The organism is Streptomyces ardesiacus, from assembly GCF_003112575.1.
GTDB lineage: Bacteria > Actinomycetota > Actinomycetes > Streptomycetales > Streptomycetaceae > Streptomyces > Streptomyces ardesiacus.
Map to the genome: position 1 here is coordinate 198,512 of NZ_BEWC01000010.1, position 12,156 is coordinate 210,667.

The following is a 12,156-nucleotide window of genomic DNA, read 5'->3' on the forward strand; positions in this document are numbered from 1 at the left end:
CCGCACGGTCAGCCGCGTCGGCCCCGGGCCCGCACCAGGCGGCGCAGCTCCTCGTTGTGCCCGCGGCGGGCCCGGGCGACGGCGAGGAGCGGCACCATCAGGATGAGCGGGGTCGCCGCGTTCTCACCGCCGAAGCAGGTGAGCTGGACGACGAAGGCGCCCACCATCAGCGCGCTCAGCGCCGTCGCCGCCACCGACTGCAGCACCGGGACCAGCAGGGCGACCGCTCCCGCCAGTTCGAGGACGCCGATCGTGTACATGCCCGCGTCGCCCCAGCCCATCTCGGCGAAGATGCCGGACGCCGAGGAGTGCGCGACCAGCTTGGGGAGAGCGCTCGCGACGGCGAAGAACACCGCGAGGAGCACCTGCACCACACGCAGCGCGGTACGGAGTCCACGGCCGCGGGCCGCGGCGGTGGGGGTGGGGGAAGCGGTGGTGTCGGACATGGAGGTCTCCCGAGGCGAGTGGTCCGTGCTGCTGTCGCGGACATGGACCCCTCGCCGCACCGGAACTCATCGCCGGCCCGGCCCCTTCCCACGGTGCTGCCCCTGCCACTGCCGTGCCGTGGCCCCCTTGCGCTCGCCGCTATGTCCGCCGCACGGGCACCGCCCTCACCCACGTCCCGTCGTCGGTGAGGTACCGGTCCACCGCGAGGCCGGCCTCCCCCAGTGCCTCTTCGAACTGCTCCTCGGTCAGCGGCCGGGCCCGGAAGGTCTGCGTCCAGACCGCGTCCGGGAACTCGTACTCCGCGCGGACCGCGTTGACGCCGTCGCCCACCGGGTCGGCCGACAGGATCCGGACGGTGAAGCCGCTGGGGTCCACCCGCTCGCGCGGGAGGTTCGTGTGGTAGTCCGCCCCCTCTCTCTGGATCAGTACGCAGCCGTCCTCCGCGACGTGCCGGGCGCAGGTGCGCAGCAGTGCGCGCCGCACCTCGACGTCCCCGGAGTGCACGAGGAACGACGCCAGCATCACCGCGTCGAAGCGCTCGTCGAGGTCGAGGTCCTCGATCGGGCTGCACACGGTGCGCGCCCCGCGCACGTGCTCCAGCATCTCGGCGGACTCGTCCACCGCGGTGACGGTGAAGCCCCGCTCCAGCAGGGGGTGGGTCATGCGTCCCACGCCACTGCCCAGCTCCAGAATCCGCGCGCCGCCGGGCACGGCCGCGGCGACGATGTCCGGCTCGTCTCCAGCGGGCAGCCGTGCGTAGAGCTCGACCGCGCAGCCGTCCGGGGTGATGGCCCCGGGGCCCGTGCCCTGGTGTCCCTCTCGCATTTTCAGCTCCATGCCCGTCCAACGGCCCGCGCCCGCACGCCCGTTCCCCTCCGCCCTCGGTTCACCCGACCGAGTGAACGGGTCCGGTGTCGGGGCCGCGGCAAAACCGGCCGCACGCCTCGGTTTCCCCGCGCCGCCCATCGGAGTACGTTCGTGGGAGGAGTGGTGAACCGATGCGTACGGGCAGTGAACCGACCACCGCGCGCAGTGCGCTGCGGGCGCGCTTCTGGCTGAGCCTGTGGGGGCTGGTCTGGGCGGTCTTCGGCACGGCCGCCTTCGCGCTCACGGGGCGGTTCGGGTGGGCGCTCGCCTGCGGTGTGCTGTGGCTCGTCGCCACGGTCGACCTGACCGTGATCCTCCGGCACATCCGCCAGGGCCCGCACTACCAGCCGGGCCGGGACGTCCCGCCGTATCCGCCGCCGAAGCACTGACGCACCCGCCGAAGCACTGACGCACCGGAGAACGGACGCGGACCCCGCGGCGGCCGCTCCGGCGCGCCGAGCGACGACCGTCAGGAGTCGAACCCGGCGCGCCGGAGCGACGACCTCAGGAGTCGAACCGCGCCTGCTGCAGGTACTCCGGGTTCGGGTCCAGCGCCGCCGCGAGCCGGAAGTGGCGCCGTGCCTGGTCGGGACAGCCCCGGCGCTCGTAGGTGCGGGCGAGGGCGAAGTGGGCGAAGGCGTTGTCCGGCTCGCGCTCCAGCACGATAGTGAACTCCAGCTCGGCCGGTCTCAGCTGTGCCGCCGCGAAGAAGGCACGCGCGCGCAGCATCCGCGCGGCGGTGTTCTCGGGGTGGGCGCCGATGACCCCGTCGAGCAGCTTCACCGCGCCGCGCGGATCCCGCGCCGCGAGCAGGTGCTCGGCGGCACGGAAGTCGATGACGTCCGTCTCCGGAGTCCGTCCGGTCGGACCGCTTGTCTCGGGCACGGCTGCATCCTTCCCTCGCTGGAAGGGATCAACGCACGCGCCGGGGCCGCTATTCCGCGGGCCGTCGCGTGCGCGCCCTGCGCACCAGGCCGTCCCACAGCTCCTCCACGCGGCGCCGCAGCTCCTCCAGCGGCACGTCGTTGTCGACGACCACGTCCGCGATCTCCCGGCGCTGCTCACGGGTGGCCTGCGCGGCCATGCGGGCCCGTGCGTCCTGCTCGCTCATGCCCCGCAGCCGGACCAGCCGGTCGAGCCGGGTGGCGGGGTCGGCGTCCACGACGACCACGACGTCGTAGAGCGGTGCCAGGCCGTTCTCGGTGAGCAGGGGCACGTCGTGGACGACGACGGCGTCCTCGGCGGCGGCCTCTTCGAGGGCCCGGGAGCGCTCACCGACCAAGGGGTGCACGATGCCGTTCAGGACGGCCAGTCGGTCCGGGTCGGAGAAGACGATCGAGCCCAGTTTCGGCCGGTCCAGAGTGCCGTCCGCGGCGAGGACCTCCTCGCCGAAGGCCTCCACGACCGCGGCGAGCCCCGGCGTCCCGGGGGCGACGACCTCGCGCGCGATCCGGTCGGCGTCGACGAGGACCGCCCCGTGCTCGACGAGCAGCCGGGACACCTCGCTCTTTCCGGCGCCGATGCCGCCGGTCAAGCCCACTTTCAGCATGAGCGGAAGCTTAGAGGGTGGCGGTCACGGCGTCAGTTGTCGCCCTCCCGCTCCGCCAGGAACCGCTCGAACTCGCGGCCGATCTCGTCCGCGGAGGGGATCTCGACGGGCTCCGCGAGCATGTTGCCGCGGGTCTCGGCGCCCGCCGCCGCGTCGTACTGGTGCTCCAGGCCCTGGACGAGGCCGGTCAGCTCCTCGTCGCCCTCCTGGATCTGCCGGTCGATCTCCGTCTGGGTGCGGTGGGCGTCGGTGCGCAGCGAGTGCGCGATGCCCGGCAGGACCAGGCCGGTGGCCGCGGTGATCGCCTCCAGCACGGTCAGCGCGGCGTCCGGGTACGGGGAGCGCGCGACGTAGTGCGGGACGTGCGCGGCGACGCCGAGGACGTCGTGGCCGGCCTGCGCGAGCCGGTACTCGACGAGCGCCTCCGCGCTGCCGGGGACCTGCGCCTCCTCGAAGGGGCTGCGGTGGCCCGGCACGAGGTCGGTGCGGGTGCCGTGCGGGGTGATGCCGACGGGCCGGGTGTGCGGGACGCCCATGGGGATGCCGTGGAAGCTCACCGCCAGGCGGACACCGAGCCGTTCCACGATCTGGCGCACGGCGGCGGCGAAGCGTTCCCACTCGACGTCCGGCTCGGGGCCCGAGAGGATCAGGAAGGGCGCTCCGGTGGCGTCCTGGGCGAGCCGCACCTCGATGGTGGGCTCCTCGTAGTCCGTCCAGGTGTCGCGCTTGAAGGTCAGCAGCGGACGGCGGGCCCGGTAGTCCACGAGCCGGTCGTGGTCGAAGCGGGCGACGACCTGGTGGGGCAGCGAGTCGAGCACCTGGTCGACGATCTGGTCGCCGGTCTCGCCGGCGTCGATGTAACCGTCGAAGTGGTACAGCATGACCAGGCCGGCCGACTCCTGGGCGAGTGCCATGTCGACGACGGCGAGCCCCTTCGGCTCCCAGGTGTACAAGTCCTGCGGATCAAGCACGGTGACCGCTCCCCTCCTCGTGTTCGTCAGTGACAACGTCCGTACGGGGCAGGGCATTCCCGGCGGGGAACACCGAAGGGGCCGCACCTCGGAAGGTGCGGCCCCTCGGTCAACCGCTGTGCCTCAGCCGCTGTGTGTCAGCGGCCGGTGTCCGGCTTCAGCTCTGGCCGCCGGCCAGCTTCTCGCGCAGCGCGGCCAGCGCCTCGTCCGACGCCAGGGCGCCGGAGTTGTCGCCACCCTCGGAGGAGTACGAGCCGCCGCCACCGCCACCGGACGCGGCCTGGGCCGCACCCGCGGTGTCGACGCCCTCGGCCGCGGCCTTCTCGTCCGCCTCGCGGGACTTGATGACCTGCGCCTGGTGCTGCTCGAAGCGCTGCTGGGCCTCGGCGTACTGCGTCTCCCAGGCCTCGCGCTGGGTCTCGTAGCCCTCGAGCCAGTCGTTGGTCTCGGGGTCGAAGCCCTCGGGGTAGATGTAGTTGCCCTGGTCGTCGTAGGACGCGGCCATGCCGTACAGGGTCGGGTCGAACTCGACCGCGGTCGGGTCGGCACCGAAGGCCTCGTTGGCCTGCTTCAGCGAGAGGCTGATGCGACGGCGCTCGAGGTCGATGTCGATGACCTTGACGAAGATCTCGTCGTTGACCTGGACGACCTGCTCCGGGATCTCCACGTGGCGCTCGGCCAGCTCGGAGATGTGGACCAGACCCTCGATGCCCTCGTCCACGCGGACGAACGCACCGAACGGCACCAGCTTCGTGACCTTGCCGGGCACGACCTGGCCGATCTGGTGGGTGCGGGCGAACTGCTGCCACGGGTCTTCCTGGGTCGCCTTCAGCGACAGGGAGACGCGCTCGCGGTCCATGTCGACGTCGAGGACCTCGACGGTGACCTCCTGGCCGACCTCGACGACCTCGGACGGGTGGTCGATGTGCTTCCAGGACAGCTCGGAGACGTGGACCAGACCGTCGACGCCACCCAGGTCCACGAAGGCACCGAAGTTGACGATCGAGGAGACGACGCCGGAACGGACCTGACCCTTCTGCAGGGTGGTGAGGAACGTCTGGCGGACCTCGGACTGGGTCTGCTCCAGCCAGGCGCGGCGGGACAGGACCACGTTGTTGCGGTTCTTGTCCAGCTCGATGATCTTCGCCTCGAGCTCCTTGCCCACGTAGGGCTGGAGGTCGCGGACGCGGCGCATCTCGACCAGGGAGGCCGGGAGGAAGCCGCGGAGGCCGATGTCGAGGATGAGACCACCCTTGACGACCTCGATGACGGTACCGGTGACGATGCCGTCCTCTTCCTTGATCTTCTCGATGGTGCCCCAGGCACGCTCGTACTGGGCGCGCTTCTTCGAGAGGATCAGGCGGCCTTCCTTGTCCTCCTTCTGGAGGACCAGGGCCTCGATCTCGTCACCGACGGCGACGACCTCGTTGGGGTCGACGTCGTGCTTGATCGAGAGCTCGCGGCTCGGGATGACACCTTCGGTCTTGTAACCGATGTCGAGCAGGACCTCGTCCCGGTCGACCTTCACGATGACGCCGTCGACGATGTCGCCGTCGTTGAAGTACTTGATCGTCTCGTCGATCGCGGCGAGGAAGGCTTCCTCGTTACCGATGTCGTTGACCGCAACCTGCGGGGTGGTGGCGGTGGTCTCGGTGCTGCTCGTCATGTGGGAAAGGGCTCCGGTACGGACATTGAAGTCGTAGGTACTGCTTGCGCCGGGAGCCCGTTTCGCTCTGAAGAAGCCGGACAGCCAAGGAAGCGTCACCGAAATCCACTGGTGATGCCTCGAGAACCGAGGGGACATACAACAGATGCGAGCGCGACCTGCTACGTCTGAGGTGCGCAGGCCCGCAGCGCAACTTGTAGCATACGGGGGCAGCCGGGCAGGGTCAATGCACGAAGCCGCACACCCGGGGCGGATCGTCGCATACCCGGCACAGAAGCCGCTCCCGAGGCCGCACGGACCCCTGAACGCCTCGTGGGTGACCACGCGGGGGCGGGCGGCACGGAAGAGCCCGCAGACTAGTACGAGGGAGCCGGTCATCCAAGAGCCCGTAACGTCCGAGGCCGCATCCGGGGCCGTCGGAGCCGAAGACTCCGAGCCCGAGGCCACCCGGCGTGCCGCCGGTGTCACGGAGAGTTCCCGCGCCAACCGCGGCTGGTGGGACCGGAACGCGGACGAGTACCAGACCGAGCACGGCACCTTCCTCGGCGACGACCGCTTCGTGTGGTGCCCCGAGGGCCTGAACGAGGTGGAGGCCGAGCTGCTCGGCCCGCCGGAGGACCTCAAGGGCAAGGACGTCCTGGAGATCGGCGCCGGCGCCGCCCAGTGCTCGCGCTGGCTGACCGCCCAGGGGGCCCGTCCGGTGGCCCTGGACCTCTCCCACCGCCAGCTCCAGCACGCGCTGCGCATCGGCGGCTCGATCCCCCTGGTGTGCGCCGACGCGTCGGTGCTGCCCTTCGCGGACGGCTCGTTCGACCTGGCGTGCTCGGCGTACGGGGCGCTGCCGTTCGTCGCCGACCCGCGGCTGGTGCTGCGGGAGGTGCGCCGGGTGCTGCGGCCCGGGGGCCGCTTCGTCTTCTCGGTCACGCACCCGCTGCGCTGGGCGTTCCCGGACGAGCCCGGTCCCGAGGGGCTGTCGGTGTCCGCGTCGTACTTCGACCGCACGCCGTACGTCGAGCAGGACGAGGAGGGCCTCGCGGTGTACGTCGAGCACCACAGGACGCTCGGTGACCGCGTGCGGGACGTGGTGACGTCGGGGTTCCGGCTGGTGGACCTCGTGGAGCCGGAGTGGCCGGACTGGAACACCTCGGAGTGGGGCGGCTGGTCGCCGCTGCGCGGACATCTGATCCCGGGGACGGCGATCTTCGTCTGCGAGCGCGACTGAGGCCCTGCGGTACTGCGCCGGGGCGGGTCCACGCGCGCGTGCGGGGCGGTTTCGCGGACGTACGACACTGGGGGCGTGATCCGTTACGACGCCCTGGACGCGCTGCCCGTGCGCGGCGCCCTGCCCGCGCTGCACGACGCCCTGGAGGGGCACGGCACGGCGGTGCTGGTCGCGCCGCCCGGCACCGGCAAGACGACGCTGGTGCCGCTGGCACTGGCCGGTCTGCTGGACGGGTCGGACGCTCCCGCGCGGCGCGTGGTCGTGGCCGAGCCGCGGCGGATCGCGGCGCGGGCGGCGGCGCGGCGGATGGCGTGGCTGCTCGGTGAGCGGCCGGGCGGACGGGTCGGGTACACGGTGCGCGGTGAGCGGGTCGTAGGGCCCCGCGCGCGCGTGGAGGTCGTCACGACCGGTGTGCTGCTGCAGCGCCTCCAGCGGGACCAGGAGCTGACGGGCGTCGACGCGGTGGTGCTGGACGAGTGCCACGAGCGGCATCTGGACGCGGACACGGCGGCGGCGTTCCTGTGGGACGTGCGGCAGGCCCTGCGGCCGGAGCTGCGGCTGGTGGCCGCGTCGGCCACGACCGACGCGCAGGGCTGGTCCCGGCTGCTGGGCGGCGCGCCGGTCGTCGGGGCGACGGGGGTGTCGTACCCCGTCGAGGTCGTGTGGGCGCCCCCGGCGCGTCCGGTGCGGCCGCCGCACGGGATGCGGGTGGATCCGGCCCTGCTGGCCCACGTGGCGTCGGTGGTGCGCCGGGCGCTGGCCGAGCGGGACGGGGACGTGCTGTGTTTCCTGCCGGGGGTCGGCGAGATCTCCCGTGTCGCCGGGCAGTTGGGGGCGCCCGGGGACGTCGACGTGCTCCAGGTGCACGGGCGGGCGCCCGCCGCCGTGCAGGACGCGGTGCTGGCGCCCGGGGCACGGCGCAGGGTGGTGCTGGCGACCTCGGTGGCCGAGTCGTCGCTGACGGTTCCGGGCGTGCGGGTGGTCGTGGACGCGGGCCTGGCGCGGGAGCCGCGGGTGGACCACGCGCGCGGGCTGAGCGCGCTGACGACGGTACGGGCCTCGCGGGCGGCGGCGCGGCAGCGTGCGGGCCGGGCCGGCCGTGAGGCGCCTGGGGTGGTGTACCGCTGCTGGGCGGAGGCGGAGGACGCGCGTCTGCCGCGGTTCCCGGCACCGGAGATCAAGGTGGCCGACCTGACGGCGTTCGCGCTGCAGGCGGCCTGCTGGGGCGATCCGGACGCGTCCGGTCTCGCCCTGCTCGATCCGCCGCCGGGCGGGGCGATGACGGCCGCCCGGTCCGTACTGGCGGCGGTGGGCGCGGTGGACGCGGCCGGCCGCGCGACGGAACGCGGCGCACGCCTGGCCCGCCTCGGGCTGCATCCCCGGCTGGGCCGGGCGCTCCTGGACGCGCAGGAGCTGAGTGCGGAGGTGTCGCGCCGCTCCGGTCCGCGGACGGCGGCAGCACCTCGGGGCGCCGGTGCGGGGCCCGCGGGCGGGAGTGCCGCGGCGGCCGGCGGTTCGGCCGTGCGGCACCCGGAGGGCGGCACCGCGCGGGCGGCCGGTGCGGACGCCCGCGGGGTGGGCGGGTCCCGCAGGCTCCCCTCCGGGGCCGGCGGCTCCGAAGCGGGGGCGTCCGGCCCGGCCGGGGACCGGACGCGCGGCTGCGGAACGGATGGCTCCAGGGGTGCGGGGACCGAGGTGGTCGCCGAAGTGGTGGGGCTGTTGAGCGAGGAGGCGCCGAGGGAGTACGGGGACGATCTTCCGGGGGCGCTGCGGGCGGCCCGGCGGGGCGGGGACGCGTACCGGGCGCGGTGGCGGGCCGAGGTGCGGCGGCTGCGGGGCGCTCTGGAGGGCTCCTCCGGCGGGCACGGGCAGGCGCGGGCCGGGGACGACGCGCTGGCGGGGATGGTGGCCGCTCTGGCGTTTCCCGAGCGGGTGGCCAGGAAGGACGGCGGTTCGTACCTGATGGTGTCCGGCACCCGGGCGGAGCTGTCGGAGGCGTCCGCGCTGCGCGGGGCGCGATGGATCGCCGTCGCCGTGGCCGACCGGCCCGTGGGCAGGGGCCACGCGCGCGTGCAGCTCGGCGCGGTCGTCGACGAGGACGTCGCGCGGCTCGCGGCGGGGGCGCTGCTGACGGAGCGGGACGAGGTGCACTGGGCCGACGGCGACGTGGTGGCCCGGCGTGTCGAACGGCTCGGGGCGGTGGAGCTGACGGTGCGGCCGCTCGCCGACGCCGACCCCGGTCTCGTACGGGGCGCGCTGCTGGAGGGGTTGCGGCGGGAGGGGTTCGGGCTGCTGCGCCGGTCGGCCGGTTTCGACCTGCTGCGCAAGCGGCTCGCGTTCCTGCGGCGGCACCTCGGAGAGCCCTGGCCCGACGTCGCCGACGAGGCGCTCCTCGATCGCGTGGACACGTGGCTGGAGCCGGAGTTGAGCCGGGCCCGGCGGCGGGCGGACCTGGGCCGGATCGACGCGTCGGAGGCACTGGCGCGGCTGCTGCCCTGGGCCTCCGGGGAGGCGGCGCGGCTCGACGAGCTGGCCCCGGAGCGGATCACCGTCCCCAGCGGGTCCCGGATCCGGGTCGACTACGACGACCCCGAACAGCCCGTCCTCGCGGTGAAGTTGCAGGAGATGTTCGGGCTCCAGCGGTCACCGGAGGTCGCGGGGGTGCCGCTCCTGGTGCACCTCCTCTCCCCCGCCGGGCGCCCCGCCGCGGTCACCGCCGACCTGGCCTCCTTCTGGCGGGACGGGTACCGGGGCGTACGCGCGGAGCTGCGCGGCCGGTACCCGAAGCACCCGTGGCCGGAGGACCCCGCCACCGCGGAGCCCACCCGGCACACCAAGGCCCGGCCGGGCGGGTGACCGCGGCCCGCCGGGGCGCCCCGGCCCCCGCCGGGCGGACCCGCGGTCACGCCTCCGGTTCGGCGGAGGGGCTGCCGGACGGCGCGGTGGAGGGGCCCGGCGTCGGTTCGGCCGCCTCGGCCACCTTCAGGGTGATGTCGAGGGTGGCGCCGCCCGCCGTGGTCAGGCGCAGGACGTACGTGCCCTCGGCGTCGTCGGCGTACAGCTTCGGGAGCTCCAGCAGGCCCTTGGCGTCGGTCCTGCGGCCGGTGAGGGTGCGGACGGGGTTGCCGTCGGCGTCCTTGAAGTAGGGGCCCTTGTCGTTCTCGGCCGGGTCGGCGTCGGACGTGATGAGGGTGGCGGTGACGGCCACCTTGTCCGCGACGGCGCCCTTGAGCGTGGCCTTCACCTCGACCGGGTCGGCGAACTCGCCGCCCGGCGTGCACGTCAGCTCGGTGTCGGTGGTGCGGGTGAGGGTGTCGGCGACGCGCTCGGTGACGGTGGCCCTGTAGTCGAGGCCGGGGACCGTACGGCCGATCACGGTGGCGCGGACGGTGAACGCTCCGGTCTGCTCGCCCGCCACCAGCGCGGGCGCGACGGCCACACCGGAGGCGTTGGTGGTGACCGCGGCGACCTTCTCGCCACCGGTGAAGGCGGCGTCCGTGTCGCCCAGGACGGTGAAGCGGACGCGGACCTTGCCGACGGCTTCCCCGTCCTCGGTCTCGGCGCGGGTGCTGATCCTCTGGGCGAAGGTGTCGCCCGCGGTCGCGGTGAGGCCCGTGGTGCCGGCGTTCTCCAGGTGGTGCACGGTGTCGGTGGGCGTCGGCGTCCCGGTCGGCGGCGCCGGGACCGTCGGCGGCTTGGTGCTCGGGTTGCCGGGGCTGGTGGGGTTGCCCGGTGTCGACGGCTTGCCCGGTGCCGACGGCTTGCCCGGTGCCGACGGCTTGCCCGGGGACTGGTCCGGGCCGGGCGTCGCCGTGCCCGGGGTCCTGGACCCGCTGCTCGCTCCCGTGCGGCCGGGCGAGGGGCCGACGCCCGTGAAGGGGTCGTCGCTGCGGCCCACCGGGAGGCTGCCGGTGCCGTCCGGGATCTCGTGGGTGCCCCTGCGGTAGTGCTCCAGCCACGACAGGACCGTGTTGAGGTAGTCCTGCGAGTTGTTGTAGCTGAGGATCGCGCGGTTGAGGTCGGCCTGGTCGGACAGGTCCCAGTCGAAGCGGCACAGGTAGTGGCCGGCGGCGAGCGCGGCGTCGTAGACGTTGTTGGGGTCCTTCTTGCCGTCGCCGTTGCCGTCGCGCCCCGCCCACGCCCAGGTGGACGGGATGAACTGCATGGGGCCGACGGCGTTGTCGTAGCTGCTGTTGCCGTCGTAGACGCCGTTGTCGGTGTCCTTGATGAGCGCGAAGCCGTTGCCGTCGAGCTGCGGGCCGATGATCCTGCCGATCGTGGTGCCGTTGGCGTCGACGCGGCCGCCGCGGGCCTGACCGGACTCCACCTTGCCGATGGCGGCGAGCAGTTGCCACGGCAGGTTGCAGCCGGGCTTGGCACGGCGCAGCTCCGACTCGGCCTTCTTGTAGGCGTCGAGGACGGTCGCGGGAATGCCTGCCTCGGACGCGCCCGGGGAGGTGGGAGTGCCCGTGGTGGGGGCGGGACTGGGGCTGTTGAGCGGCGGCAGGTCGGTGTAGTACGGCGAGTTGCCGGTGGCACTCTCGGCGGCGGGCGCGTCGGACGACGGCACGTTGTCGGCGGCGGTCTGTCTGCCGTTGCCGTCGGCCGTGACGTCGGGGGCCTGGGACGCGGACAGGGCCGCGACCGCGACCGCCGCGACGGTGGTGGTGACCGCCGCCTTGCGGAGCCTCCTGTCGAAATGCGCCGCCATAGAGTGAACCCCTCCCCCGGACGCCCGCGCGTCCTGCTCCGTCCGTCTTCTGCTGTCGTGCTCGCCCGTGGTACCCGCTGTGTCCGTCCTGTTGTGACGATCGTGGGGCACCGACGGTTGCACCGCACTCCTCCGAGCACGGTGTTCGTCAGTTCGACCGTACGGTGCCGCAGGCGACCCTACGACAACTTGCTTTGCACGGGCACCCGTTCGTGCCCGATATTCACCGGTTGGCCATATGGTCCGCGGACGGTGCTCAGTACGGGGCCGGACCGCCGCGTCGCGCGCCCAGGGCGTCGCCGGTCGCGACGAACACGGTGACGGTACGGGTGGGGCGCGGGCGCGGCACCAGGGTGAGGGCGAGGGCGAGGTAGCCGCGGAGCAGGTCGGCCCACCGGTGCCGGGCGGGGGCGTCCCGCGGGGCGGTGGCCGCGCCGGCCGCGGTCGTCGCGGGGGCAGGGCGGGCACGTCTGCGGCGGAGGTCCTTCGCGGTGCGGCGCAGGACCGTGGTGAGGGTGGAGGGGGTGCGGCCGGTACTTGCGCCCGGTGCGCAGACCGGGACCGGGAGGTGTGGCACGCGGGCGGGTCCGTCGGTGCGTGCCCGTGCCGGTGTCGTCCGGTGGTGGAGCATGCGTATACCCATGCCCGCATCCTGGGGGGCGTGCGGGGGCGGGGCGTTTCCTCGGGGGCCACCGGAGTGACGGGGACGGGCGGGCGGGTGGA

The 12,156-nt window shown here is 73.7% G+C and carries 11 protein-coding genes; 3 read left to right on the top strand and 8 right to left on the bottom strand.

Annotated elements, in window-relative coordinates; genetic code table 11:
• Positions 1-8: 8 nt before the first annotated feature.
• Together Sdi02f_RS30860 and Sdi02f_RS30865 are read right to left on the bottom strand one after the other, a co-directional pair.
• Positions 9-446, bottom strand: a complete 438-nt coding sequence (locus Sdi02f_RS30860; protein WP_108934402.1) for a DoxX family protein — start codon at positions 444-446, stop codon at positions 9-11.
• Positions 447-585: 139 nt separating this feature from the next.
• A complete protein-coding gene (locus Sdi02f_RS30865; RefSeq protein WP_053671381.1) occupies positions 586-1,272 on the bottom strand; it encodes a class I SAM-dependent methyltransferase in 687 nt (228 codons plus the stop codon).
• 173 nt (positions 1,273-1,445) lie between these two features.
• On the opposite strand from Sdi02f_RS30865, the gene Sdi02f_RS30870 reads away from it, so the two are divergent.
• Positions 1,446-1,703, top strand: coding sequence for a DUF6343 family protein (locus tag Sdi02f_RS30870; RefSeq protein ID WP_030404508.1), 258 nt, complete (start codon positions 1,446-1,448; stop codon positions 1,701-1,703).
• Positions 1,704-1,818: 115 nt separating this feature from the next.
• On the opposite strand, the gene Sdi02f_RS30875 is transcribed toward Sdi02f_RS30870, so the two are convergent.
• The 4 genes from Sdi02f_RS30875 to rpsA form a co-directional block, all read right to left on the bottom strand.
• On the bottom strand, positions 1,819-2,199 hold the full coding sequence (locus Sdi02f_RS30875; protein ID WP_030404507.1) for a tetratricopeptide repeat protein: 381 nt from the start codon (positions 2,197-2,199) through the stop codon (positions 1,819-1,821).
• A 49-nt stretch (positions 2,200-2,248) separates the two neighbouring features.
• Positions 2,249-2,863, bottom strand: a complete 615-nt coding sequence (gene coaE / locus Sdi02f_RS30880) for a dephospho-CoA kinase (protein WP_030404506.1) — start codon at positions 2,861-2,863, stop codon at positions 2,249-2,251.
• Between the two features lie 32 nt (positions 2,864-2,895).
• On the bottom strand, positions 2,896-3,834 hold the full coding sequence (locus Sdi02f_RS30885) for a PAC2 family protein (protein WP_030404505.1): 939 nt from the start codon (positions 3,832-3,834) through the stop codon (positions 2,896-2,898).
• Between the two features lie 157 nt (positions 3,835-3,991).
• Positions 3,992-5,500 carry a 30S ribosomal protein S1 gene (gene rpsA, locus Sdi02f_RS30890; protein ID WP_030404504.1) on the bottom strand — a complete coding sequence of 503 codons (1,509 nt, stop codon included), beginning with the start codon at positions 5,498-5,500 and terminating at the stop codon, positions 3,992-3,994.
• A 226-nt stretch (positions 5,501-5,726) separates the two neighbouring features.
• Here rpsA and Sdi02f_RS30900 point away from each other — a divergent pair, with 226 nt between their 5' ends.
• Both Sdi02f_RS30900 and Sdi02f_RS30905 read left to right on the top strand, forming a co-directional pair.
• Positions 5,727-6,722, top strand: a complete 996-nt coding sequence (locus tag Sdi02f_RS30900) for a class I SAM-dependent methyltransferase (RefSeq protein WP_438363751.1) — start codon at positions 5,727-5,729, stop codon at positions 6,720-6,722.
• A 75-nt stretch (positions 6,723-6,797) separates the two neighbouring features.
• The gene (locus Sdi02f_RS30905; protein ID WP_108934405.1) at positions 6,798-9,578 is read left to right on the top strand and encodes an ATP-dependent RNA helicase; all 2,781 of its coding nucleotides are present in this window, start codon (positions 6,798-6,800) and stop codon (positions 9,576-9,578) included.
• Positions 9,579-9,624: 46 nt separating this feature from the next.
• Here the strand turns inward: Sdi02f_RS30905 and Sdi02f_RS30910 are convergent, their stop codons facing one another.
• Both Sdi02f_RS30910 and Sdi02f_RS30915 read right to left on the bottom strand, forming a co-directional pair.
• Positions 9,625-11,433 carry a lytic transglycosylase domain-containing protein gene (locus tag Sdi02f_RS30910; protein ID WP_108934406.1) on the bottom strand — a complete coding sequence of 603 codons (1,809 nt, stop codon included), beginning with the start codon at positions 11,431-11,433 and terminating at the stop codon, positions 9,625-9,627.
• A gap of 256 nt (positions 11,434-11,689) precedes the next feature.
• A complete protein-coding gene (locus Sdi02f_RS30915) occupies positions 11,690-12,076 on the bottom strand; it encodes a hypothetical protein (RefSeq protein WP_174843420.1) in 387 nt (128 codons plus the stop codon).
• Positions 12,077-12,156: the final 80 nt, after the last annotated feature.

Bases quoted from the DNA above. Each gene is read 5' to 3' on its own strand.
- coaE (WP_030404506.1), bottom strand. From the start codon at position 2,863: ATGCTGAAAGTGGGCTTGACCGGCGGCATCGGCGCCGGAAAGAGCGAG.
- Sdi02f_RS30900 (WP_438363751.1), top strand. From the start codon at position 5,727: ATGCACGAAGCCGCACACCCGGGGCGGATCGTCGCATACCCGGCACAG.
- Sdi02f_RS30860 (WP_108934402.1), bottom strand. From the start codon at position 446: ATGTCCGACACCACCGCTTCCCCCACCCCCACCGCCGCGGCCCGCGGC.
- Sdi02f_RS30910 (WP_108934406.1), bottom strand. From the start codon at position 11,433: ATGGCGGCGCATTTCGACAGGAGGCTCCGCAAGGCGGCGGTCACCACC.
- Sdi02f_RS30865 (WP_053671381.1), bottom strand. From the start codon at position 1,272: ATGCGAGAGGGACACCAGGGCACGGGCCCCGGGGCCATCACCCCGGAC.
- Sdi02f_RS30870 (WP_030404508.1), top strand. From the start codon at position 1,446: ATGCGTACGGGCAGTGAACCGACCACCGCGCGCAGTGCGCTGCGGGCG.
- rpsA (WP_030404504.1), bottom strand. From the start codon at position 5,500: ATGACGAGCAGCACCGAGACCACCGCCACCACCCCGCAGGTTGCGGTC.
- Sdi02f_RS30915 (WP_174843420.1), bottom strand. From the start codon at position 12,076: ATGGGTATACGCATGCTCCACCACCGGACGACACCGGCACGGGCACGC.